The sequence below is a fragment of the Arcicella sp. LKC2W genome, assembly GCF_034931005.1.
Classification (GTDB): Bacteria; Bacteroidota; Bacteroidia; order Cytophagales; family Spirosomataceae; genus Arcicella.
The window spans coordinates 46,816-69,970 of sequence record NZ_JAYGIN010000011.1; the positions used below are offsets into that span (position 1 = coordinate 46,816).

Consider the following 23,155-nt stretch of genomic DNA (forward strand, 5'->3'; position numbering starts at 1 on the left):
TTATTGAGCCAATACTGGCAAGTCAATCGCTAAATCATCTCCACAAGACACGCCAAAATCAAAATCTGTTAAAGTGTCAATGATTTTTACGTTTTCTAAAAGTTTGCCCGTAAAATGAAGCGTGATTGATTCGGCATTTTTACGTGTTGAAACGATTAATGGATGAACTGTTCCGTCCAATAATTTCACGATGTCTTCTGCAAATTCTTTAAACATCAAATTAATGGGCAATTGATGGAATTTTCCGTCTTCCGTAACAAAAACAGGAATTGGCAAATAGTCAGAAGAAGCCGCTAATTTCCCAAAAGCTTTACGAGCCTTCACGTAGCTTTCTTCTTGATTTTCAAGAGAATACCCCCCAAAAACAACTGCTACTTTTTTACGGTTTGGTAATATTGCCACTCGTTGAGCAATATCCAAATCCAATTTATCAAGTAATTGCTGAAACTTAAAAGTATTCTTCCCAACTCTGATACGTTCACGAATTGACTGACGAATAAAGTAAGTAATAGCATCGGTTACGTTCATACCAATTTCCGCCATTTGCTTGAAAATCAACGAGGTAGGCGACATTCCAGGAATGGTATTGGGGTCGTGTAAAATAACTCTTCCGTCGGGCGTTAAAAATCCGTCAATACGAGTACAAACACCAAATTTCAACGCATCAAAAGTCGCTTTTACATCATGCTGAATCTGTTGATTATTTTCTAAACTTGTATCAACAGGAATTTTCTTGCGAGTGGCTGAAGATTGATATTTTGCCTTAAAGTCAAAAACTTCAACGGCAGCTATAATCTCAGTTGGAGGTAAAGCAACAGACTCACAATCAGGTGTTTGAATCACACCACAACTAAATTCTTGTCCTTTTACAAAACCTTCAATCAAAACGGCATCTTCCGAATTCATGGAAATTAATGAAGCCGTTTGTGTAGTTCCGTCAAAAATATTATTCAATTTTTCTAACAATTCTTGCGGATGATAAACAACTTCACCATTCAAAGAAACGGGTAAACCAATGCCTTCATCTAAGTTAGCCATGCGTTGAACAAACTCATATTTATCTACGTTACTCCATTCATTTTCAGATACTTCTCTGATAAACAAACATTGTTTTACGGCTTTCTCAAAATCTTCAACTGAATCTTTTTTGACAAAAGCTACCCCAATTGAAGAACCTTGATGCGGTGCTTTTACCACGAAAGGCAAACCTACTGAGGCTTTAATTTCTTCAAAAACCACGTCAGAATCATTAGCTTCAAAATAAGCACGAGTTAGCGTTGTGGTCTTTTTATCAAGTCCAATTGCTAATTTGATTAAATCGTTTTGGGCAATTTTATCAATCCCAATCGACGACCCCATTAAACTTGGTCCAGAATATGGCATTCCGTACCATTCCAAAAGACCTTGAATACTACCATCTTCACAGGCTGGCCCATGCATGGCGATAAAAGCAAATTTAAAATGTTCTGCAAATTTATCAGGCGTAACTCGCACACCCACCGCTGAAACCATCGTATCTAACTCATCATCAGACAATTGCCCTAATGATTCTGAATAAATCTGATAGTCGCCTTGATAAGATTTGGGGGGATAAAAATCTCGAATTGAAGTAGCATAGACCAATTCGGGCTTTAATAAAATGAAGTTTCCGCAACCATCTACAAATACTGGTACGGGTTCAAAAAGAGACTTGTCGATGTTCTCCATGGCAGTCTTACCGCCTGCAAAACTAATCTCTCTCTCACGGGCGGGACCGCCAAAAAAAATGCCTATTTTCATTCTTGATGTTCATTTTTCGATACTTTATGCCTCAGTTTATATTCAACATTTGGAATTACCTTTTAAGCACAATTTCCTAAAATCAACATTTTACAAAAATCGAAAAATAAAACCTAACATCGAATATGTCAAAATGTACTGGACATATTCAACATCGAATATCTAATTAATATTTGTTGCCTCTACTTTCAAAATCTCTGGAACTTCCCTTCTGATGGTGTCTTCAATACCACCTTTAAAGGTCATTGCCGACATCGAACATGAACCACACGCACCTGTTAATTCTAATCGTAGCGTATTTTCTTGCGTAATTTCAAGAACTCGCACGTTTCCACCATCGGCTTTTAGATAAGGGCGAATTTTATCTAATGCCGTTTCTACTTTATCTTGAAGGGGATGCTCAAATATTGCTTCCATTATGTTTCAGACGTTTATAAATAATTATTCAAAGATAATGAGTTTTTTAGTTATTGATGTTTACAAACTATGTAAATGGTTAAATCAAGAATTAAAAGTCACCATGTCGGCTACTTTTAGGAAATTATGTAAAACTGGATTTGTGTCGTCTTTCCGCCAAGCCATCGAAAGATGGGTTCGTTCTGGAATATTAATTAATTCAATAAAATTTAACCGCATTGCTGAACTAAAACGGTAAGAAATTGGCATCAAGGATACGCCCAGATTATGCTCTACTAAACGTAAAATCGTTGCTCCGTAATTTGACTCATGCACTACATTTGGCACAAAACCTTCTCGCTCACACATCCGCACCAGCATATCGTAATAAACCGAGCCTGTATAACGTGGCGGAAGAATAAATGGCTCATCTTTTACCTGACGCAAACTCTCAAAATTATCAGGCGTAATCCGATGATTATCAGGCACTACCAACGAAAAACACTCTTCAAAAATAACTTTACTGGCAATTTGTTTATCAGAAAATGGTTCACGGATAAACCCAACGTCGAGTTGATAATTTTTTAAATTTCCGAATAAATCATCCTCTAAAACTTCTGATAATTTAGATTTTATATGAGGATAATGTAAACGCAAATTAGATAAAAGCGGTGGTATAACAGAATAAATTGCTGAACCTGGATACCCCAATCGGATTTCTCCTTCTTCTCCTTTATGAATAAGCTGAGTTCGCTTACTGATGTTTTCTAATTGCGACAAAACTTGCGAGGCTTCATCTCGTAAATATTCACCTGCTGGAGTCAACTTTACATTACGTTTATCTCTTTCAAATAGCAAAACGCCTAAGTTTTCTTCCAATTGCTGTATTTGCCTACTTAGAGCAGGTTGTGCTATAAATAATTTCTCTGCCGCTTTTGAGAAGTGCAATTCAGAAGCAACGCACAGAAAATTTTGTAACTGACGAAATTCCATTTAATGCGTTTTTGTTATTAATTAATGCAAATTAAGTATTTTTTATTATAAATAGAATTTTATTCTTTTGTACATATAATGAGCAGAAACTACTATATACGCATTGCAACCCTTTCCGATGTTAACATATTGTGTGAAATCGGAGCTAAAACGTTTGTAGAAACCTACGGAAATCAAAATACTCCAGAAAATTTGCAAAATTATCTCCTTGAAAAATTCAGTGAAAAGCAAATTTCAGACGAACTCTCAACGCCACACACGCTATTTTTACTCATTGAATTTGATGATGAAGTCATTGGATATTCTAAAATGCGAGTAAACTTGGTAGAGAATCCAGACCCGAAGGCTTTAGAAATTGAGCGTATCTATATTACAAAGCAATATCACGGACAGAAATTAGGAGCGTTTCTAATGCAAGGTTGCATTGATACCGCCATTAAAAATACTTACACAAGTCTTTGGCTTGGTGTATGGGAACATAACCCAAAAGCTATTGCATTTTATCAAAAGTGGGGTTTTGAAGTATTCGGAACACATATTTTTCAACTTGGTGATGATGCCCAAACCGATTTTTTGATGAAGAAAATATTAAGTGAATAAATCAATTGTATGCGTCTATTCACAAAGGTTATTTACACTTTTCGTGTGAATTTTAGAAAAGGTTAATACACAAAATCCCTGCCTATGGCGGGGATTTTTGTTTTGACATAAAAAAACCCGAAAGTTAGACCTTCGGGCTACTGATTCTTCATAGTAACAGGTTATTTCTTTAAGATTTTCAGATTATGCTTTTTCATCTGTCTTCTTGTCAGTGAAACCTGCCTTATTAGCTACCTTTACAATCATAAAAATAACCCAAGCAATAATCAAGAATTGTACAACCATTTGAATAAAATTACCATACTTAATCGTTGCATCACCGATTGTAACGGCCATTCCTGAGAAGTTTTTTCCACCGATGACAACTCCAACGATTGGCATAATAATGTCATCAACTAAAGACCCTATTATTTTACCGAAAGCTCCGCCAATGATAACTGCAACAGCCAAATCAAGGACATTACCTTGAGCAATAAATTTTTTAAATTCGTTTAACATAGCTTGTTTGGGGATTATGTGAATAAACAGTTTACAATAAATTATATTCCAAAATTCTTAAAACGTATAAAGGAATCCAAGACCAAAATTATGGGCTGTTTGAATTTTTGTGCTTTGATTATCATAATACAAAATGATTAAATCAGCAGTTGCACTAAAATATTTGTTAATTTTTGCTGCCATTTTTGCATCCAATCGATTATCTATGTGTGCAATACGATTGGCATTCATAAACATCTGATAACGCAATTTTAGATTTACATTTTTGGCTACATCTTTGTCAAAATTGGCTACGATTTGCATAATACCTACATCGTTTTGTAACGACTTTCCTACTGGCACGCCATAAGCTGGCAACATATTTCCATCTTTATCTTTTTCTCTAACGTTATCATCTGAAACGATAGTTTGGCGTAATGCACCTGGAGCAAATACTACATTAAAAAACGGTTTCGGTTTCCACTCCAAACCTATATATTCGGTAATGAATGCAGGAGCAAAAATAGCAGAATTCAACATATTTGAACCATCTTTATTTGCACCGTATTTATAACCTTTGGCAAATTGTGTTTGAAAGTTTGCACCACCTACCAAAGACCATGTTTTTGATAATTTATTTCCAACCTTAGTATCAAAGAAAATACGGTCAATACTTTTTCTCATTCCTGTACCGCCTTGTCCATACGTATTGATTATACCAAATTGCAACTGTAAGTCATTCACCCATGTCGTTTTAGCTTTGGCGTATTCGCCTTTGGTATTAAAAAAGGCATTGATACCATAAGAGTTTTGTCCACCACCTGCGAAGTCATTATTTACACCGCCTTCATTAGCTGTAAAACCAAACTGTGTCTTTTTCTTCCAATAAGAGGTGTCTTTTTTTGCTTCTTGAGCGAATAAATTAGACGAAATTAATAAAGCAGTAGCGACAAATAAGGAAATTTGCTTTCTCATAAAATAACTGTTTTTTTATGCAAGGAATTATATGAAACAGACGGACATATCTATCCCTTGCAGTGATTTTTAATAATGGTTTTTGTCCGTCAGATGACGATATTTTGATGTGAATTCAGTTTTCCAAAAGCACTAATTAGGCTCAAATAAACTTGTAAACGAAGAAATGAAAGTGTAAAAGTATTAAAAAATTAATACTCCCAATGTTTTTTAACTAATAAAGTCAGGTTTAGTACCGATAATCTGTTTTATTTTAACAATTGATAAGGAACTTAACTAAAAAGTTCCACTTGTTTATTTTGCAAAACGCTTAATGGAAAAACCGTTTGGGTTTCACCTGTACTCAACGTTATTGAGGTTGTATCCATCGACAGAATTTCACCCTTTACGCCATCAATGGCAATTACTTGCCCTTCTTTAAACTTATTTTTTGTATAAAAACTTGACAAAATATTCGATAAAACATCACGTGAAGCCATACCATAACCTACGGCGAAAGCGAAGATGATTCCACCAATAATTAGGTTGAAACTTGATTCTAACAAACTGGTTTCAATACCTGCCTGTTTCAAGGCAGCAATTGTTGCAATCACTAAAAAGAAGAAGAAAACGATATTCCCCAGCAATTTCCCTGAATCAATTTTCAAAGATTTTGAAACATTAATCACGGCATTTTTCAAGGCATCTGCAATCATGATACCTGCAAAAAGCATAATAGCCGCTGCAATCAGTTTAGGAATAAGATTCACTAATGAAGCCACCATATCGGTAAGCACTTTCATGCCTAAAGTTTCGGTAGCAGCCGTAATAAAAACCAAAAGGATAAAATAATAAAGTGTTTTTGAGATAACTACGCTTAGTTTAAGTTCTCCAAAACGCTTAATAACATCAATTTCATTTAGTTTATCACCCAATTTATCAAAACCTGATTTTTCAAGTGCTTTCTGCAATAATTTAGTAATAAGTTGAGCTACGATTTTACCAACAATTAGTAAAATAATAGCACCAATAAGTTTAGGGACAAAACCTGTAAGTTGTTCTAAGAGTTTTCGGAAGGTATCAATCAGAATATCTTGAATATTTGGCATGGCTTAGCGTAATTAGTTAAGGAAATATTTATGTGGTTTTAATTATAGGGTATTCACCCTTACTTAAATTTTAACTTTGTTGCGTATTTTCTCCTCCAGAAAACGAAGCGGAAAGGGTATTGATAAAATTACCAACAAACAAATCAATCAGTGTTGAAGTGTTTCGGATTGTATCAATTTCTGAAACCAGTGCTTTTTTTAAACTTTCTGGAACTTGCCCCTCAGGTTCAATGAGCTTAAAAGGGTTTTCGTTATCTGTCATTTCTATGGTGTGGTTATTATACAGGAATATTAATCATTTCTAAGAAACAAACTCACTAATTTGGCAATGACAACTCCCCAGAATAAAACACCTTCAAGATAAACTTTACGCAATTTCTCTTTAGCACGTAACAATCTCATTTTCACGGCACTTTCAGAAATATCCAAAGAATCTGAAATTTCTTTGATACTCAAATCATCTTGGTATTTCATCATCAAAATAGATTTCTCTTCTGGCAAAATCTGTTGCATGGCTTTATTGAGGCGTTGGGCTTCTAATTCTGCCATTTGTGCGTCGTCGTCGTCGTCGGGAGCATCAAAATTATCATCTAATCCTACCTCCGAATATTTTTTCGAAACACGAGTTTGGTCAATACAATAATTATAAGTAATTGAATATAACCATGTTGAAAACTTAGCAGTTTCTTTGTAAGATGAAAGATTGAGGACTAATTTTAGGAAAATATCATGCGTAAAGTCTTCCGCTTTCGCATCGTCTTTAACAAACGATAAACACTTCCGATAAACTTTATCAGAATACCTATCATAGAGTTGCTCAAAGTAAGCATTTTTCTGAGTATCAATAAAAAGTGCTACTAATTGTTCGTCTGTTAGCTTTTTTAGATTCATCGTTTTAAAATAATAGCCATTAATTAATGACAAAATAACGAATTTTTTTGTTTACCATTAGCTTTTTCCTAATATAATCATTAAATAACCTTATTTTCAAGATTTTAAATACTATTTTCAAAGAATTTAACGTTGAAATTATACAGTTATGAACATTAAACTGTCTTTAATATTACTATGCTTATGGGCAATTACTGCCTGTAAAAGCTCTCGTAGGATAACCACAAATAATGCCCAAAACATTATTCCAAAGCAGATTTTTTACGTAGAAACTACTCCTTGCTATGGAACTTGTCCATCATATAAAGTAGTTGTTTTTGATAACGATAGTCTTGTTTATGAAGGCTTCAAATATGTAGCCAAAGAAGGAATTTTATCTAAAAAACTTTCAAACGGCACGGTAAAAGCTTTGATAGAAAAATTTAAAAATGCACATTTTTTCAGTTTTCAAAATCAATATACAGCTCAAATTTCCGACTTGCCTACCACTTATATTTCATTTACAGACCAAGGGAAAACCAAAAAGATAATGGACTATTATCATGCACCTGAAAGTCTGAAAAAATTAGAAGGATATATCAACGATTTAGTAAAAACAGAGATTGAAAGAATAGAAAAATAAAACACTTTTAGAATTATTCCTTGAAATTTCATAAATTTAAACACAAAAAAGGAAACAATTTCTTAACCTTAATTCTGATGTAACATCGTAGATTATCTTGTAAATTTGTAGGCTATGAGTGGAATGATTCCAAAATATAATAAACGAAGTAGGGCAAAAGATTCTCTCGTGGGGAATCTTTTTTCTTTTTTAAATAATTTTATGAATACTAAGCAAACGCCAGAGGAGAAACGCCGTCTTGAAAAAGTTATAAACAAGTCGTATGACGTAATTGAAAAATCAGATTATATAAGTCGTGATTTAAGTTGGTTAAAATTTGACGAACGTGTACTTGACCAAGCACGAGATACACGAAGAAATATCTTTGACCGACTAAAATTCTTAGCGATAACAGCTTCTAATCTGGATGAATTCTTTTCAATCCGAGTAGGGTCATTGTATAATTATATTGACTTTGGAAAAGAACGCACCGACTATTCTGGTTTACGTGAAATGCCATTCAAAAAAACCTTAATGGCTGCCACACAAGCATTTATAGAAGAAGCTCAAAGACTTTATCAAGAAGAAATTGTACCCAATTTTTCCGAAAACGGATTTAGAATTGTAAGTATCGCTGATTTGAATAGCGAAGAAACAGAACAAATCCTTGAGTATTTCAATCGTACCATCTACCCAATGCTCACGCCGATGGTTTTTGACCATACGCATACTTTCCCGAGTTTACTGGCAAAGACTTTAATTTTTGGGGTAGTTACAAAAAGTGAAAATGAACGTAGCGACAACGATAAAAACGAAAATAGAAAAATTAGTTTTGTCCAAATTCCACAAAATCTAAAACGCTTCTTTATCTTCGAGCGAGAAGACGAAACCTTATTCGTTCCGATTGAAGAGATTATCCGTCACGAAATCTGGAAACTTTATAAAAATGTTGAGATTGAAGCCGTTTCATTATTCAGACTTACCCGAAATGGAGATTTCGATGTGGTCGAACACGAAGATTCGGAAACAGATTTTATTGATGAAATCAGAAAAAAAATCAAAGACCGCCGTTTGGGTAGAGTAACTCGTGTAGAAATGGAAGCGGGTTGTTCAGAATGGATGTTGGAGGTAATGTTAAAACGTTGGAAATTAGAGAAAAATGGCATCTTTTTCTCCAAAAACCTTTTAGATTTTACTGCTTTTTGGCAAATCATTAAACATCCAGAATTTAAAGGGAAACAAGCCGCTCAACGTTCTCCTGTACCAGCTTTAGGCTTAAGTACCCAAACGCCAGAAGATATTTTTGAAACGATGAGAGCTGGTGATATTTTACTGCATCACCCTTTCAATAATTTTGAGCCCGTTCTACAATTATTAGAACAAGCCGCCGAAGACCCACAAGTTTTGGCGATTAAAATTACCTTGTATCGTATTTCAAAAAATTCTCGCATTGCAGATGCCCTTCTTCATGCTGCTGAAAACGGCAAACACGTTTCGGTATTATTTGAAGTAAAAGCTCGTTTCGACGAAGAAAATAATATTCGTGAAGCTCAAAGATTATCAAAAGCAGGTTGTTTTGTCATTTATGGAATTCCAGGTTTAAAAACGCACACAAAATTATTACAAGTCATTAGAAATGAAGGAGATAGAGTAAGAAGTTACGCTCATTTATCTTCTGGAAATTATAATGAAGATACTGCAAAACTTTATACTGACATCGGACTTTTGACGACTGATGAAGTTTTGACAAGAGATATTTCTGAATTTTTCAATGTAATCACTGGACATTCTCAGCCACATTCTTACGAGCGTTTAATTACTGCTCCGAGAGATATGCGAAATTGTTTAGTAAAAATGATTCGTCATGAAGCTGACAATGCTCGTGCTGGACTACCAAGTGGTATTTGCCTAAAAATCAACTCATTACAGGACAAAATTACGATTGACGAGTTGTATAAAGCCTCGCAAGCGGGTGTTTCTGTGAAGTTAATTGTTCGTGGCATTTGCTGTTTACGTCCACAAAGAAAAGGGCTTTCTGACAATATCACGGTGCGGTCGTTGGTAGGAGATTTCTTAGAACACACTCGAATTTACTATTTCCATAACAATAACGAACCAAAAGTTTATGGAGGTTCGGCAGATATTATGGTGAGAAGTTTCGACCGTAGAATTGAATCTCTTTTTGAAATTCATTCTCAACAAGTCAAACAACAAGCCATTCATATTTTATATTGGAATTTTAAAGACAATGTAAATGCTTATGAAATGCAAGAAGATGGTTCATTCAAACGTTGTGCATCACCTGCGGAATGTGGCGAAGCATCATTTGATGTACATCAAAAGTTCTTCCAAATAACTTTAAAAGATATTCAAGAAGCAAAGTTGTTTGAAGAAGAAAAAATTGAGGAACAGGAAATGGAAGCCTTGCCAGAAGAACACCTTTAGAATACTATTTCGTTATTGTATCAAGTATATTTACAGGCATAAGGCGAAATTAGCTTTATGCCTTTTTAATTTCAAATTATGAAAATCTTCATTTTTTCAATCATAGCTCTTTTTATGATTAATTCTGTAAATGCACAAACATTCGACTTCGAAGGACATCGGGGTTGCCGTGGTTTAATGCCCGAAAATACAATTCCTGCTTTCAAAAAAGCATTGGATTTAGGCGTAACTACTTTGGAATTAGACGTTTGTATTTCCAAAGATAATCAAGTGGTTGTCTCGCACGAGCCGTACATGAATAATCTTTTCTGTACAAAACCTGATGGCTCGCCCGTAACAAAAGCAGAAGAAAAGAGTTTGAATCTTTACACGATGACTTACGATGAAATCAAAAAGTATGATTCGGGGATAAGAGGGAACGTTTTATTTCCAGAACAGCAAAAATTGGCGACTTATAAACCACTTCTAAAAGATATGATTTCTGCTTGCGAAGCCTATATAAAAGAGCATCATTTGAAACCAGTCAAGTATAATATCGAGATAAAATCGGAAGAACAAGAATATGGTATTTCTCAGCCTAAAACAGTTGAAGAGTTTTCTGATTTAGTTTACAAGGAAATTATGAAACAACTTCCTCCAGAAAGAGTAGTCCTACAAAGCTTTGACTTTAACGTTTTGAAATACTGGAACTTACAGTTCAAAAACAAAAAATATAAAAAGGTGACATTATCGGCTTTAGTGGAACGAGAAGGCATTGAACCAAGTTTTCAAAAATTAGGATTTTTACCAGATATATTCAGTCCGTATTATAAACAACTAACCATAGGAAAAGTAAAAATGTGCCACGATAAAGGCGTAAAAGTTGTGCCGTGGACAGTCAATGATATTGAAGCCATGAAAGAAATGAAAGCTATCGGTGTTGATGGCTTAATTTCTGATTATCCTGATAGATTTGTAAAATAGGAGGAAGGGGAAGAAGGAAAGAAGGGAGGAGAAAAGAGTAAATAAGATGAAAGTCTGAATAGTATTGTCTCTCCTTTCTCTTTACTTACTTCCCCCTTCTTTCCTTCTTCTCCCATTCCTCATTCCTCCATTCCCCTTCAAAAAATGCTAACATTCCCAAACGCTAAAATAAATATTGGTCTGCACATCACCGAAAAACGTCCAGACGGTTTCCATAATCTTGAATCATGTTTCTATCCTGTGGGGTGGTCAGACGCTTTAGAAATTCTTCCTGCTGAAAAATTATCTTTTAAAAGTACAGGTATTGAAATTCCTGGAAATCCAGAAACAAATCTATGCTTAAAAGCGTATCACCTTGTAAAACAGGATTTTGACATCGCTCCCGTGATGATTCATTTGCACAAAGTTGTACCCATTGGAGCAGGAATGGGTGGTGGTTCGGCAGATTGTGCCTTTACAATTAAAACTCTCAATGACCTTTTTGCGTTACATCTTACAACGGAACAAATGGAAAACTACGCCCGACAATTGGGTAGCGACTGTGCATTTTTCATACAGAACCGTCCGCAATATTGCTTTGGTAAGGGTGATGAATTTGCCGAAATTTCGTTGGATTTATCAGGGAAATTTATCGTTTTGGTAAACCCAAATATTCATATTTCAACGGCAGAAGCTTATTCAGGCGTGAAGCCAACGAAAACAGCAGTTGATTTAAGAGAAATTTTACAAAAACCTGTCAATCAATGGATTGATACCGTAAAGAATGATTTTGAAAATCATCTTTTACCAAAATATCCTGCTATCCAAACGATTAAAGACCAACTGTACCAAAGTGGAGCAGCTTACGCAAGTATGACAGGGTCGGGTTCGACAGTATTCGGATTTTTTGACCAAGAAACAGATTTGAAAGAAAACTTTGCCGAATATTCGGTTTGGCAAGGAAAAATGTAGCACGAATCAGCTGATTCGTGTATCACCGCAAACACACGAATCAGCAAATTCGTATTACAATTATGCAACGCAGAGAACCCTTTAAATTTATGCTCCAAACGGCAATCTTCGGAAGTGGATTGATGTTTTTGGGATTGATGATTTCGTACCTAAATTTAGAAAGACCCAATGCAGGTTTTGGCAAAATTGAAATTCCGCAAGTTTTCTGGGTGAGTACGCTTCTCATTATGATTAGTAGCCTAACTTTACACCTTGCCAATATGAATTTCAAGCAGGATAAATACCTGAATTACAGAACTTTGATGGCAATTACGCTTTCGCTTGGGCTAATTTTTATTGGAATGCAATTGTGGGGTTGGCAGGAGATTTTCACTCAAAATGCCAGTCCAGAAGTCAGGACTTCGAGAGGATTTATTTATATGTTGTCGGGCTTACACATTGTGCATATTGTAGTTGGCTTGTTTTTTCTCATCAAAATTTTCGTGGAAGCCATCAAAAGAATGTCTTACGTTGAGTCATTTATCTACTCCGTAAACCCTCCTAACCAACTGAAAATCAACCTCATTATCTTTTATTGGCACTTCGTAGATTTACTTTGGATTATCTTGTTTTTATTTCTGCTTTGGCGGAATTGAGTAACTTAATGACATTGGTCGCTTGCCTATGAGAATGACCACTACTACAAGTATTTTTTCTTTTGTTAATCTTGAAATTTGTCTTAATATAAACCGTTGCGTTATCCACTCAAGCTACAATTAATAAGAATATCAATTGTAGCTTGAGTGATAAAATCACGTTTTGATAAAAAAATATATAAAATTTCATTATTTTTGATAAATTATTCAATCTTACGTGAAAAAATCACATTGACATGCTAATTCGTTTAGTTATTGAAAACTTATTTTCCTTTGGTGAACGAAAGGAATTTAATACTATTCCAAATAATCTTTTAAAAACCCTTAAACATCATAGATATGATATTGATGGTTTTAATATTCTTAAAACTTCTTCTATTTATGGTGCAAATGGATCAGGCAAATCAAATTTAATAAAATCATTAAGCCTTTTTCAAAAACTAATTACTAAAGAAGCTATTCCTTTTAAATTAAAAAATACTCAATTTAAATTTAATAAAAATTCTAACAAAAAAAAGCAAACTTTTGCTATAGAATATATTCAAGACGATACTCCTTTTTATTATGGAATTGAACTTATTGATAGTATCATATCTACAGAAGAATTATATGTATCAGGTTTAGGGCTAAAACCAGATAATCTTATTTTTGAACGTAAAACTGATGAAAATGAGAATACGAAAATCACCTTTTTAAAAGAATTTGAAGAAGATGAAAAAAGTCAATTATTAAAATCTATATTACTTGAAGAATTTATCAAACCAAACAAACCTGTCTTAAGGCTATTATCAAATAGAGAAAATAAGCATTTAAAAAATGTCAAAAAAGCTTATCAATGGTTTGACGAAACACTACAAATAATTACCCCCGATTCTCGACCAAGTGCTTTAGCTCATAAAATTGATAAAGACACATCATTTAAAAATTATGCAGAAGATATAATGTGTTCTTTTAATATTGGTATTACAAGGTTAATATCTGAGAAAAAAGAGCTAAATGATTTTTTTGGTGAAGATGATGAAAAAAAAATTGAGGAACTTACAAAGGCTGTACATGACTCTCCCATAAAAATGGTTGGTTTAAGAAGTGTCGGAGCAGAAGAGTTAATTGTAGTTGAGGAAGACGGTAAAATATGGGTTAAAAGTCTTAATTTAGAACATACTGGAAAGAATGGCAATATAGCTATCTTTGGATTAGAGGAAGAATCAGATGGAACAATACGATTACTTGACTTTGTACCAGCATTTAGGGATGTAATTACCAAAAATAAAGTATTTGTTATTGATGAGATAGAAAGAAGTATTCATCCTTTACTAATTAAAGAATTGTTAAAAAAATTCTCCTTAGATACCGAAACGAAAGGGCAATTAATTTTCACAACGCACGAATCAAATTTATTAGATCAGGAAATATTCAGACAAGATGAAATCTGGTTTACAGAAAAAGATGATAATGGTTCTACGGATTTGTATTCATTAAGTGATTTTAAAGAGCATAAAACAATAGATATAAGAAAAGGATACTTAAACGGTCGATATGGTTCAATTCCATTTTTAGGAAATTTAGAAGATTTAAATTGGCACAAATATGATATTAACTAACAGGCTTTTTGTGAGAGAAACACCTACACGGGAAGCTAAAAGTATTTACATTTTTGGAGAAGGTGCTAAACGAGAATTTCAATACTTTGGATATTTCAAAGGAATGGATTCTCGAATAAAAGTTGAAGTATATAAACTTGGAAACAATGAAAATAATTCTCCTTTAGGGTTATTAAATATTGCTAAGAAATGTATTATTGCAACAGAGGAAAATCTTAATCCCAAATACTCTTTTCAAGAAAATGATGAAGTATGGATAGTTTTAGATACAGATAAAGACAAAGGTGAGTCAAGAAAATCTCAAATAGAAGAAGTAAGAAACTATTGTGAAGAAACGGAAAGTTGGTTTTTAGCTCAAAGTAGTCCTTGCTTTGAAGTTTGGCTCTACTATCATTTACAATCAGAAAATCCTCTTTTCGAAGAAAATGAATACTGCTTTGGTTGGAAAGAATTGGTAAACAAATCAATATCAGGCGGTTTCGATTCTCGAAGACACCCTATTTATATTGAAAATGCAATCAAAAATGCTGAGAAAAATTACTTTTCCAAAGATGGTACCCCTGATATTGGAAGTACAGAGGTATTTAAATTATCAAAAAGTATATTGCCATTAGTAAAAACAAAGATAATGCAGATCTTATCATCTATTGAATAATAGAATGTTTACAATGTGTTTGTTGAGTATTATCTTTTAGATAAATTGTCCTCATACCCAAACCTCCTTAGCCACCAACAAAATTTCTTCAACAAATTCTCTTGAATTGCTTAGTCTTGGTACTTTGTGTTGTCCGCCTAATTTTCCTCGGCTTCGCATCCATGTGTAAAAAGTTTCGTGTGGTACAACGTTAATTTTTGGGGATTTCAACACCATGTCTTTGTAGCGTTTGGCATCGTAATCGGAGTTGATTTCTCGGAGGGTTTCGTCTAAAACCTTATCAAAAACTTCTTGATTATCAGGTTCTTGTGAGAATTCGACTATCCATTCGTGGCAACCTTGTTGGCGGTCGTTCATATACACAGGGCCAGCGGTGTAGTCGGTCAAAACTGCCCCTGTTGCTTCGCAGGCACGAGTAATGGCACGCTCGGCATTTTCTATGATAAGTTCTTCGCCAAAGGCATTTATGAAGTGTTTTGTTCGTCCTGAAATCTTGATTCGGTACGGGTATTTGGAAGTAAATTTGACAGTATCTCCAATTTTATAACGCCACAAACCAGCATTGGTAGAAATCACGATGGCGTAGTTTTTATGCAATTCTACTTCGTCGAGTGTTAATGTTTTCGGGTTTTCATTGTCAATTTCTTCCATCGGAATAAATTCGTAGAAAATACCATAATCCAACATCAAAAGCATTTCGTCGGGACGAGCAAAATCGTCTTGCACTCCAAAAAAACCTTCCGAAGCATTATATATTTCGAGATAACTTATTGATTTTGAAGGAAAAATTTGATTAGCAAACATTTCACGGTAAGGCTGAAAAGCTACTGCCCCGTGAATAAAAAACTCGAAATTTGGCCAAACTTCAAGGATATTTTGTTTGCCTGTTATTTCTAAAACTTTCTCAATCAACACCAATGTCCAAGTAGGTACGCCCAAAATACTGGTTACGTTTTCTTGGGAAGTAACTTCTGCCATCTTTTGGATTTTCTCTTCCCAAACGTCCATCAAAGCAACATCCAAAGACGGCGTGCGAATTAATTGAGCCCAAATCGGGAGGTTTTTCATCACCACTGCCGACACATCTCCCAATAAACTCCTGGAATTCAACTCATTAGAATACAAGCTTCCACCAATAGAAAGTCCTTTCCCTGCAAAAACTTCGGTATCGGGTTTATTAGCAACCAAAAGCGTCATCATGTCTTTTCCTCCCATAAAGTGACAATCGTCGAGGGTTTCTTTGGAAACAGGAATAAACTTGCTTCGTGCGTTGGTGGTACCAGAAGATTTTGAAAAAAACTGAATGTCGGAATGCCACAGAATTTCCTGTTCGCCCCGCATCATACGCTCTATGTACGGGTAAAGATTTTCGTAGGTAGAAATGGGAACACGCTCTTGAAAATCTTTGATAGAACTGATAGTATGATAATGGTACTTTTTACCCCATTCCGTCAACATTGCCGACTGGATTAAATTCCAAAACATTTGCTCCTGCGTCTCCATCGGTCGTTCCATAAACGACTGGATACGGGGCAACCGCCTTTTCATGAGCCAAGCAATAGTTTCGTTGAGGAGAGCCATTTTAGTTTAGGAATTAGGGAATAGGTGTTGGGGATTAGGGTTAGCAAAAGAATTATTAATAATCTAATGACTAAAACTAACAGGAACGCCTGCCGCAACAAATACCTAAAACCTATCATTACAAACATACAAGAATTTATTGAATGTCGCAAGGGGCTTTGTCAGTACAAACATAGTAAAAACCCTCTATCTATCATTTATGCAAAAACCCTCAAAGCCTTTCCTTCAAATTCCTTATCTTTGCAGTCCTACAAAAGTGTTAAGTATCAGGCGACAGTCGCTCGGTATTAAGTATCAAGACGTTTCCACAGATAGCCTTCTTGAATACATAAATCATGGATTGTTTTCGCTTAATACTTTGTACGTAATACATAATACTTTCAAACAAATGATTTCAAAAACATACGCTCCACAAGACATTGAAGCCAAATGGTATCAATACTGGCTTGAAAATAAACACTTTGCGTCAAAACCGAACCCTGACAAGGAACCTTATTCAATAGTCATTCCTCCGCCAAATGTTACGGGCGTGCTTCACATGGGACACATGTTGAACAATACCATCCAAGACGTGCTTATTCGCAAGGCTCGTATGGAAGGCAAAGAGGCTTGTTGGGTACCTGGAACTGACCATGCGTCGATTGCAACGGAAGCAAAAGTGGTGGCGATGTTAAAGGAAAGAGGGATTGAGAAAAAGGATATTTCTCGTGAAGAATTCTTGAAATATGCACACGAATGGAAAGATAAATACGGCGGAATTATCCTTGGACAATTACAAAAAATCGGTGCTTCTTGCGATTGGGACAGAACTCGCTTCACGATGGAACCATCTCTTTATGAAGCAGTTATTGACACTTTTGTTCGTCTTTACAACAAAGGACAAATTTATCGTGGCGTAAGAATGGTCAACTGGGATCCACTCGGAAAAACGGCTCTTTCGGACGAAGAAGTTATCGAGAAGGAAATCATGGCGAAACTTTACTATCTACAATATCCAATTGTGGGTAGCGAAGGTGAGTTTTTGACCATTGCCACCACTCGTCCAGAAACAATTATGGCGGATTCAGCTATTTGTGTGAATCCAAATGATGAACGTTATATGGCTTATCATGGAAAATCAGTTTCGATTCCTTTATTAAATCGTGAAATTCCAGTAATTACTGATGAATACGTAACGATGGATTTTGGTACGGGTTGCCTGAAAGTAACGCCTGCCCACGATTTGAATGACTACGAATTGGGAATTAAGCATAAATTACCCGTTCTTGACATTTTGGATGACGCTGGATTCTTGAATGAAAAAGCCGTTCTTTATGTAGGTCAAGACCGTTTTGCTGCTCGTAGAAATATCGTTAAAGATTTGGAAGAAGCAGGATATTTGGTAAAAATGGAAGAATACAAATCTATCGTAAAAACCTCTGAGCGTACAAGTGCGGTTATCGAACCGAAATTGTCATTGCAGTGGTTTTTGAAGATGGAAGAACTTTCAAAACCTGCTTTGGAACACGTAATGAATGATGACATCAAATTGTATCCTTCAAAATTCAAGAATACCTACCGTTCTTGGATGGAAAATGTACATGATTGGTGTATCAGTCGCCAGTTGTGGTGGGGACAACAAATTCCTGCGTTTTACCTACAAGACGGAACGGTTATCGTGGCAAAAACCAAGCGTGAAGCCTTGCGTAAAGCACAACACGAAATGCAGTTATTTGCCTTAACCGAGGAAGATTTAACCCAAGACCCAGACGTTTTGGATACATGGTTTTCGTCGTGGTTATGGCCAATTTCAGTTTTTGATGGCATCGAAAATCCTGACAATGAAGACATTAAATATTATTATCCAACCAATGATTTAGTAACGGGCCCAGATATTTTATTCTTCTGGGTAGCTCGTATGATTATTGCGGGATACGAATGGCGTGGAGAATTACCTTTCCGCAATGTGTATTTGACAGGTATCGTTCGAGATAAACAAGGACGAAAAATGTCTAAATCGTTGGGCAATTCACCTGACCCATTAGAATTAATTGAGAAGTTTGGGGCGGACGGAGTTCGTTCTGGGTTGTTGTTCTCTGCACCAGCAGGTAACGACTTACTTTATGATGATAAATTAATTGAACAAGGACGTAATTTCTGTAATAAAATCTGGAATGCGTATCGTTTGGTAGAAGGTTGGACGGTTACGGAACAAGCTCCAATTGAAAGCAATAAATTGGCGATTGATTGGTTCAATGCTCGAATTAATCAAACAATTGCGGAGATTCAAGACCATTTCTCGAAATTCAGAATTTCGGATGCGTTATTATCGTTGTATAATTTAGTTTGGGACGATTTCTGTTCAAAATATCTTGAAATTATCAAACCTGCTTACGAGCAACCAATCGATAAAGCTACGTTTGACGGAACTATTGAGATTTTTGAAAAATTGATGTGCTTGCTGCATCCATATATGCCATTTATTACCGAAGAAATTTGGCAAGCATTGGCACAACGCAGTGAAGGTGAAAGTATTTGTAGAGCAACCTTCCCAACGGGCGGAAACGTGAATACTGAGCTTTTGGCAAGTTTTGACGTGATGTTTGAATTAGTTTCAAAAATTCGTGAGACACGCAATGCCAAACAACTTTCTCCGAAAATTGCTTTGCCATTGGCTATTAAAACGGACAATAAAGGACGCTACGAAAACATCGAATCAATTATTGAAAAATTGGCGAATACGGAGACAATTAGTTACGTTTCTGACAAATTAGACGGAGCAATTTCATTCGTGGTAAAATCGGATGAATTCTTTATTACTCTTGAGGGAGAAATCGACATTGAAGCAGAATTAGAAGCCGCTCAAAAGGATTTGGAATACAATTTAGGTTTCAAAAAAGCTACTGAAGCCAAACTTGCCAACGAGCGTTTTGTGGCAAATGCCAAACCAGAATTAGTAGAAAGAGAACGCCAAAAATTAGCCGATGCCGAGTCGAAAATTAAGGCTTTGGAAGAAATGATTACGAGGTTGAAAGGATAATAAAAAGCCCCTAAAATTAATTTTTTAGGGGCTTTTTTGTTTTACAAATCATCAATTTCCTTTTCTGACAAACCTGTCGATTCTACAATAATATTTTTGGTAACGCCTAATCTTTTTAAATCCTTAGCTATTTTCTTAGCATTATCCTTTTCTGCATTCTTCACAGCACTATTTACAGCCGTATTTACAACTTCTCTTATTTCAATATATTTCATTAAACTCTTTTGATAATTATCATATTCACCAGAAGTCATTGCTGCAATTTCTGCTTCGTGGAAAGCTTTTTCAAAAATGGGTTCTCTTAAAATATCAGGAATATCATTCGACGAAGCTAAATTTTTCAAAAAGTATATCCACTTATCGAAATGCGTAACTAACTCATTTTCAGCTTTATTAAACAACGGCATTTGAATAAATTTGAAATGCAATTTATCATAAAACAATTCTCCATCTTGGTCTTTTAGAGCTACTGAACGTAAGAATTTTTGCTTTTCAGCTTCTTCATCATATAAAAAGTCTAAAATGGCAATCATGTAAATGGGCGTTAACCGAAAATCCCACTCATTGCCTTTTTTTGCTTGGTCTCTAATTGGAAATGTAGTATAAAATAAAGACCTATCTTTAAAGAAATTAATCTTTGCTTTCTGCATTTCTACAATAAACCGCTCTCCGCTTTGTGCTTCACAATGAATATCAAAAATAGCACTCCGTTCAAAAGCAAATTCAGACAGATTTTCATTATTTCTAAATGTCAGTGTTGCTATTTGATGATAGTCAGGCAGTAATTGATTCAGAAAATCAATCAATAAATCCTTGTTGGCTTCTTCACCAAAGAGTTTCTTAAACCCAAAATCGGTATATGGATTGATATATTTAGACATTTTAAATATTGATTTTTCGTAAAGTTATAAAAAAATCACAAAATCCACTCCCCTTTAGAAACCCATTGCACCTTCCCTCCTATTCTAATACTAAATTCTGTTTCTGAGATTTTTTGTCCATCGTGGTACAAAATCGAAGGTCTTGGAATTTCGTAGCCTTGCTCTACCGAAATTTTCACGGAATCTGTTCCCATAAAATTGGTTTTCAATAAATATCCCAACAAACAACCATTGGCACTTCCTGTGGCTGAATCTTCAATTAACTTTCCGTCTTCTATTAAAAACATCCGTCCATTTAATTGATTTTCAGCAGAATATGTTTCTTTCGTAAACACAAAGAAATTCATGGATTTACCCGATGGATGATTGGTTTTGTATAATTTGTGTTTCAACAAAAAGTCTAAAATTTTCTCAGCATTGGGCTTCATATTTTGAATTGCCAAAAGACTTTTTACAGGAATAATCAAAAATGCCAATCCCGTAGAAACTTCTAAAATTGGGAATTCTGAAAACAGATCTTCTACTTGAAACCCTAAAATATCTGCTAATTCATCAGCTAAATATTCATTCCCAAAAATTGGATTAATCTGTTGCATCCAAAGTTTATCTTCGACAAAATCAACGGGAATTTTACCCACGCCTAAATTCAAAATAGTCTGATTTACAGGCTGTTTGATAATCTGTTCACGAACCACAAAAGCCGTTCCCAAAGTCGGATGTCCTGCAAAAGGAATTTCTTGCTCCGTCGTGAAAATACGAACATCGTAGCTTTCTGATGTTGAAGTTTGAGTATTAATAAAAGTGGTTTCGGCAAAATTGATTTCTTTAGCAATCGCTTGCATCGTTTCAGAAGTCAATGAGTTGTCATGCTCAAAAACGGCTAATTGATTGCCTTGATATTTATTTTCAGCGAATACATCGACGATGTAAAAAGGGAGGGTTTGCATGGAGTTTTAGAATTTTAGGAAATACAGAGCAGTGCATTTTTAGTAGAGACAAGGCACTGCCTTGTCTAAAGAGACTATCTAATTAAGTTGAAATGGAGAAGGACATATTCTCGAAAATCTACATTCGTTGAGGCATCCGTTGCTGTACTCAATTCTGTTTTTTCCCTTAAATAAGAACATGGATGGAGACAAGGCAGTGCCTGGAAAATCAATCAAAATATGATACAGATAGAAACACCTTAAATAAGGACATTGATGGAGACAAGGCAGTGCCTGGAAAATCAATCAAAATATGATACAGATAGAAACACCTTAAATAAAAACATTGATGGAGACAAGGCAGTGTCTGGAAAATCAATCAAAATATGATACAGATAGAAACACCTTAAATAAAAACATTGATGGAGACAAGGCAGTGCCTTGTCTCTACTAAAATCTAAAACCGTCTCAAAGCCATTTCCGCCACCGTCTTTCCAATTGATAATGAGGACGTTGCCGCTGGAGATGGAGCATTCAAAATATTGATTACCTTTTCGTCTTCGATGATTGAGAAATCGTCCAAAAGTCCACCAGTACGGTCGCAGGCTTGGGCTCTTACACCCGCACCGCCTTCGATAAGGTCAGATTCTTGAATATCTGGAATCAATTCTTGTAAAGCTTTGGTAAATGCGGCTTTCGAGAAACTGCGGTACATTTCGCCCAAACCTGTTTCCCAATATTTTGCTGCCACTTTCTGAAATCCACCCCAAGTGAGGGTTTCCCACAATTCTTTGGCGTTGATGTCCATTTTCTTGTAACCCTCTCTTCTGAATGCTAAAACGGCATTTGGTCCTGCCTCAATTCCTCCACGCATCATACGGGTAAAGTGTACGCCCAAGAATGGAAAATTAGGGTCTGGTACAGGATAGATTAGGTTTTTCACCAAATAATGTTTTTCTGGACGAATCTTGAAATATTCGCCACGAAAAGGAACAATTCTTACATCAATTGGTCTATCCTGCGACATTTGAGCCACTTTATCAGAATACAATCCCGCACAATTGATGACCAATTTGGTTTCGTAAGTATTATATTCAGTTTTCACGATTGACAAAGTATGTCCTTTCGTTACACCAGTTACTTTTTCGCCAAATTGCAAATCTACTCCCAAAGTACGCAATTTATCTGCCATGCGTTGGCAAACTACTTTATAGTCAACAATACCCGTTTGAGGCACCCACATTCCTTCCACACACGCCACGTAAGGTTCGTATTCTTTTACTTCGGCAGGAGAAATTTTACGAACTCCCTCCAAACCATTTTGTTGTCCACGCACATAAAGATTGTCCAATTGTTGGCGTTGTTCTTCTTTCGTTGCCACAACCACTTTTCCTGTGATTTCGTAGGGAATATTTTCTTGCTGACAAAAATCAATCAATTGATGATAACCTTGAATACAATTGGTTGCCTTCAAAGAACCAGGTTTATAATATAGTCCAGAGTGAATAACGCCTGAGTTATTTCCTGTCTGATGTACGGCTACTTCACGTTCTTTTTCAAGCACTAAAATCTTCATATCTGGGCGTTGGTCCTTGATTCTGAGAGCAGTAGCCAAGCCAACAATTCCTCCACCAATTACGACAATATCGTGTTGCATATTTCTTATTTACGGTTATTTTTAATGCAAATATACGAAAA

At 35.4% G+C, this 23,155-nt stretch carries 21 protein-coding genes; 9 read left to right on the forward strand and 12 right to left on the reverse strand.

Annotated features, from left to right (window positions below; genetic code table 11):
* The 3 genes from VB796_RS09945 to VB796_RS09955 all read right to left on the reverse strand — a co-directional run bounded on the left by VB796_RS09945 (nucleotide 1) and on the right by VB796_RS09955 (nucleotide 3,168).
* Entirely contained in the window at nucleotides 1–1,779 is a 1,779-nt protein-coding gene (locus VB796_RS09945; RefSeq protein ID WP_323346383.1) for a D-alanine--D-alanine ligase, read from the reverse strand.
* 162 nt (nucleotides 1,780–1,941) lie between these two features.
* A complete protein-coding gene (locus VB796_RS09950; RefSeq protein ID WP_323346384.1) occupies nucleotides 1,942–2,196 on the reverse strand; it encodes a NifU family protein in 255 nt (84 codons plus the stop codon).
* A gap of 84 nt (nucleotides 2,197–2,280) precedes the next feature.
* Nucleotides 2,281–3,168 carry a LysR family transcriptional regulator gene (locus VB796_RS09955; protein WP_323346385.1) on the reverse strand — a complete coding sequence of 296 codons (888 nt, stop codon included), beginning with the start codon at nucleotides 3,166–3,168 and terminating at the stop codon, nucleotides 2,281–2,283.
* 78 nt (nucleotides 3,169–3,246) lie between these two features.
* Between VB796_RS09955 and VB796_RS09960 the strand changes: the two genes are divergently transcribed.
* Nucleotides 3,247–3,768: a GNAT family N-acetyltransferase gene (locus tag VB796_RS09960; protein ID WP_323346386.1), complete on the forward strand. Its 522-nt coding sequence runs from the start codon at nucleotides 3,247–3,249 to the stop codon at nucleotides 3,766–3,768.
* Between the two features lie 183 nt (nucleotides 3,769–3,951).
* On the opposite strand, the gene mscL is transcribed toward VB796_RS09960, so the two are convergent.
* From mscL to VB796_RS09985, 5 genes are all read right to left on the reverse strand, one after another.
* Nucleotides 3,952–4,266, reverse strand: coding sequence for a large conductance mechanosensitive channel protein MscL (gene mscL / locus VB796_RS09965; RefSeq protein ID WP_323346387.1), 315 nt, complete (start codon nucleotides 4,264–4,266; stop codon nucleotides 3,952–3,954).
* Between the two features lie 57 nt (nucleotides 4,267–4,323).
* On the reverse strand, nucleotides 4,324–5,220 hold the full coding sequence (locus VB796_RS09970) for a DUF3078 domain-containing protein (RefSeq protein WP_323346388.1): 897 nt from the start codon (nucleotides 5,218–5,220) through the stop codon (nucleotides 4,324–4,326).
* A 272-nt stretch (nucleotides 5,221–5,492) separates the two neighbouring features.
* Nucleotides 5,493–6,308, reverse strand: a complete 816-nt coding sequence (locus tag VB796_RS09975; RefSeq protein ID WP_323346389.1) for a mechanosensitive ion channel family protein — start codon at nucleotides 6,306–6,308, stop codon at nucleotides 5,493–5,495.
* 70 nt (nucleotides 6,309–6,378) lie between these two features.
* Nucleotides 6,379–6,570: a hypothetical protein gene (locus VB796_RS09980; RefSeq protein WP_323346390.1), complete on the reverse strand. Its 192-nt coding sequence runs from the start codon at nucleotides 6,568–6,570 to the stop codon at nucleotides 6,379–6,381.
* 29 nt (nucleotides 6,571–6,599) lie between these two features.
* Nucleotides 6,600–7,199, reverse strand: coding sequence for an RNA polymerase sigma factor (locus tag VB796_RS09985; RefSeq protein ID WP_323346391.1), 600 nt, complete (start codon nucleotides 7,197–7,199; stop codon nucleotides 6,600–6,602).
* Between the two features lie 148 nt (nucleotides 7,200–7,347).
* Here VB796_RS09985 and VB796_RS09990 point away from each other — a divergent pair, with 148 nt between their 5' ends.
* From VB796_RS09990 to VB796_RS10020, 7 genes are all read left to right on the forward strand, one after another.
* Complete coding sequence (locus VB796_RS09990) at nucleotides 7,348–7,821, forward strand: DUF6438 domain-containing protein (protein ID WP_323346392.1); 474 nt, start codon at nucleotides 7,348–7,350, stop codon at nucleotides 7,819–7,821.
* Nucleotides 7,822–8,022: 201 nt separating this feature from the next.
* Nucleotides 8,023–10,245 (forward strand): polyphosphate kinase 1, encoded by a 2,223-nt coding sequence (gene ppk1 / locus VB796_RS09995; RefSeq protein ID WP_323346393.1) that lies wholly within the window; start codon nucleotides 8,023–8,025, stop codon nucleotides 10,243–10,245.
* Between the two features lie 78 nt (nucleotides 10,246–10,323).
* The gene (locus VB796_RS10000; RefSeq protein WP_323346394.1) at nucleotides 10,324–11,208 is read left to right on the forward strand and encodes a glycerophosphodiester phosphodiesterase family protein; all 885 of its coding nucleotides are present in this window, start codon (nucleotides 10,324–10,326) and stop codon (nucleotides 11,206–11,208) included.
* Nucleotides 11,209–11,352: 144 nt separating this feature from the next.
* On the forward strand, nucleotides 11,353–12,159 hold the full coding sequence (gene ispE, locus VB796_RS10005; RefSeq protein ID WP_323346395.1) for a 4-(cytidine 5'-diphospho)-2-C-methyl-D-erythritol kinase: 807 nt from the start codon (nucleotides 11,353–11,355) through the stop codon (nucleotides 12,157–12,159).
* A 62-nt stretch (nucleotides 12,160–12,221) separates the two neighbouring features.
* On the forward strand, nucleotides 12,222–12,794 hold the full coding sequence (locus VB796_RS10010; protein WP_323346396.1) for a cytochrome c oxidase subunit 3: 573 nt from the start codon (nucleotides 12,222–12,224) through the stop codon (nucleotides 12,792–12,794).
* Between the two features lie 236 nt (nucleotides 12,795–13,030).
* Entirely contained in the window at nucleotides 13,031–14,395 is a 1,365-nt protein-coding gene (locus VB796_RS10015) for an ATP-binding protein (protein ID WP_323346397.1), read from the forward strand.
* Nucleotides 14,382–15,050 (forward strand): RloB family protein, encoded by a 669-nt coding sequence (locus VB796_RS10020; RefSeq protein ID WP_323346398.1) that lies wholly within the window; start codon nucleotides 14,382–14,384, stop codon nucleotides 15,048–15,050. Before VB796_RS10015 ends, VB796_RS10020 begins: the two co-directional genes overlap by 14 nt.
* 51 nt (nucleotides 15,051–15,101) lie before the next feature.
* Here VB796_RS10020 and VB796_RS10025 read toward each other — a convergent pair whose 3' ends face one another.
* Complete coding sequence (locus VB796_RS10025) at nucleotides 15,102–16,631, reverse strand: GH3 auxin-responsive promoter family protein (RefSeq protein WP_323346399.1); 1,530 nt, start codon at nucleotides 16,629–16,631, stop codon at nucleotides 15,102–15,104.
* 388 nt (nucleotides 16,632–17,019) lie between these two features.
* Between VB796_RS10025 and VB796_RS10030 the strand changes: the two genes are divergently transcribed.
* The gene (locus VB796_RS10030; protein ID WP_323346561.1) at nucleotides 17,020–19,650 is read left to right on the forward strand and encodes a valine--tRNA ligase; all 2,631 of its coding nucleotides are present in this window, start codon (nucleotides 17,020–17,022) and stop codon (nucleotides 19,648–19,650) included.
* 41 nt (nucleotides 19,651–19,691) lie between these two features.
* Here the strand turns inward: VB796_RS10030 and VB796_RS10035 are convergent, their stop codons facing one another.
* From VB796_RS10035 to lhgO, 3 genes are all read right to left on the reverse strand, one after another.
* A complete protein-coding gene (locus VB796_RS10035; protein WP_323346400.1) occupies nucleotides 19,692–20,531 on the reverse strand; it encodes an Rpn family recombination-promoting nuclease/putative transposase in 840 nt (279 codons plus the stop codon).
* 35 nt (nucleotides 20,532–20,566) lie between these two features.
* Nucleotides 20,567–21,478 carry a PhzF family phenazine biosynthesis protein gene (locus tag VB796_RS10040; RefSeq protein ID WP_323346401.1) on the reverse strand — a complete coding sequence of 304 codons (912 nt, stop codon included), beginning with the start codon at nucleotides 21,476–21,478 and terminating at the stop codon, nucleotides 20,567–20,569.
* Nucleotides 21,479–21,914: 436 nt separating this feature from the next.
* Nucleotides 21,915–23,114 carry an L-2-hydroxyglutarate oxidase gene (gene lhgO / locus VB796_RS10045; protein WP_323346402.1) on the reverse strand — a complete coding sequence of 400 codons (1,200 nt, stop codon included), beginning with the start codon at nucleotides 23,112–23,114 and terminating at the stop codon, nucleotides 21,915–21,917.
* Nucleotides 23,115–23,155 lie beyond the last annotated feature (41 nt).